Consider the following 1,932-nt stretch of genomic DNA (forward strand, 5'->3'; position numbering starts at 1 on the left):
GGCAATGGTGCCTCCGCTTATACAGTGGCGTACCTTGAAAAACCTTATAGACCGACCCAAAAACAATTGATCGTATTGGTAGAAGATTGCCTGGCCTGCATAAGTGGGGTGTGAACACATGCCCCAAAAATGGCCGCCTAATAACATCGGGCAATGCATGGCCTAAAAATATAAAAGAAACGAATGGTTTTTCTTTATAAACTCAATATCCCGATTGGAAAATGTCCTATAATATAGGAAATTGGCAAAATATACATACACTTGCGGATTTTAGGAGCTATCGGGACATAGAGGCATTTCACTCGTTTCATTTTGACCTTTGGGTCAAAAACCGAAATTTCTTTATTTAGATTCCCTCCCGATAGCTATCGGGATTCTCGGGAATGACAATTTCAACCGAAACCCCGAGGCAGAGCCTCGAGGAATTCTTTTTGATTAAGGGACTTTTTTCATAAACACGAGTGAGCTCTGACTTTTAAATAAGGATAAAACCCTATAATCACACACCAACCTAAAAGACGACAAACTTCTATAAACACCTCATTTTCAGCATGCTTATTTTAACATTAGCTTTTAAGACAAGAAAAAACACAGAAATTTAACCAAATAGTAATATTCAGAACCACACATAAACACCTGTGTTTCAATTAGTTATTTTCTCAAAAACACAAGGGTTAAATTAGAATATAAAGCGGTTAAAATAAGCATGTATTTATGTAGGTTAAATACTTAATTTAATTGTATGAAAATTAACCTAAAAATATTAGAAAAATGAAACACTTACTAGTTAAAACACTTACATTAATGATTCTATTTAATCTTTTTACAGCATGTGAAAAAGATTTTAATCCAAACAATGAAACTGCAAAAAATTTAGAAAACAATGACTTAAAAGAGAACTTCGTTGAAACTTATGGAGTTAAAGGAGAAGTTACAACTGTTAAATACTTTGATCAACTTATTGAAGTTGAAAAAGTAGGCGATCAATATATTCTTGGAGGAGACATGATTATTATTCCAGACAATGAATACTATGCTAATAAAACCAATGCTATAAAAAGCGTTGGAAGAACAACAGCCCGGTGGGGAAACAATACTGTATATTATGAAATAGAAAGTGATTTACCTAATCAGTATAGAGTTCATGATGCTATTGATCACTGGGAACAAAACACATCAATTCGTTTTTACCCAAAAACTGATACAACACAAGATTATATTACCTTTAGAATTGGAACAGGTTGCTCTTCTTCTGTTGGAAGAGTTGGAGGCAGACAATATATTAATTTAGCCAGTGGATGCTCAACAGGTACCACAATTCATGAAATAGGCCATGCTCTTGGTTTATGGCACGAACAAAGTAGATCGGACCAAGATGAATACATAACTGTGCATTACGACAACATTACTTCAGGTTATGAGCATAATTTTAGAACATATATAGAAAGAGGTACAGATGGAAAAGAATACACAGAAGTATTTGACTTTGGTAGTATTATGATGTACCCACCTTATGCATTTAGTAAAAACGGAGAACCCACTATCACTACTAAAGACGGGAGTGCTAATTACCCTTACCAAAGAGATGGTTTATCTAATAATGACATTATTGGAATTTCTAAAATGTATCCCCCAATTACAGGTGTTATTTTACCAACTATTAAAAACCCAACTTTTTCAATAAAAGAAGCCCCTTACAATGGTGCCAGTTACACATGCTCGTGTGTAGAATGGTACAACCCTAACTTCCCTAAACAAGCAGGTTCTTCAACAGATTCTAATGACGACCCCGGAAATCAAGGAGGAGGTTCTATAAAACTAACTAATGTTCCCGGAGAGCAAAGAACAGCATACCAACTATTAGACGCCGTAACTCCAGGGGCTACATATAGATTAAGGTTTTATTACTCAATAACTAATAGCGGAACAATT

Annotated in this window: 1 protein-coding gene; it reads left to right on the plus strand. The window is 34.8% G+C overall.

All coding sequences use genetic code 11. The features are described 5' to 3' along the window. Positions 1–771: 771 nt before the first annotated feature. The coding region (locus tag Q4Q35_RS04815) for a M12 family metallopeptidase (protein WP_303276809.1) at positions 772–1,932 on the plus strand (1,161 nt) is incomplete at its 3' end.

Source organism: Flavivirga aquimarina (assembly GCF_030540835.1).
GTDB classification, from domain to species: Bacteria; Bacteroidota; Bacteroidia; order Flavobacteriales; family Flavobacteriaceae; genus Flavivirga; species Flavivirga aquimarina.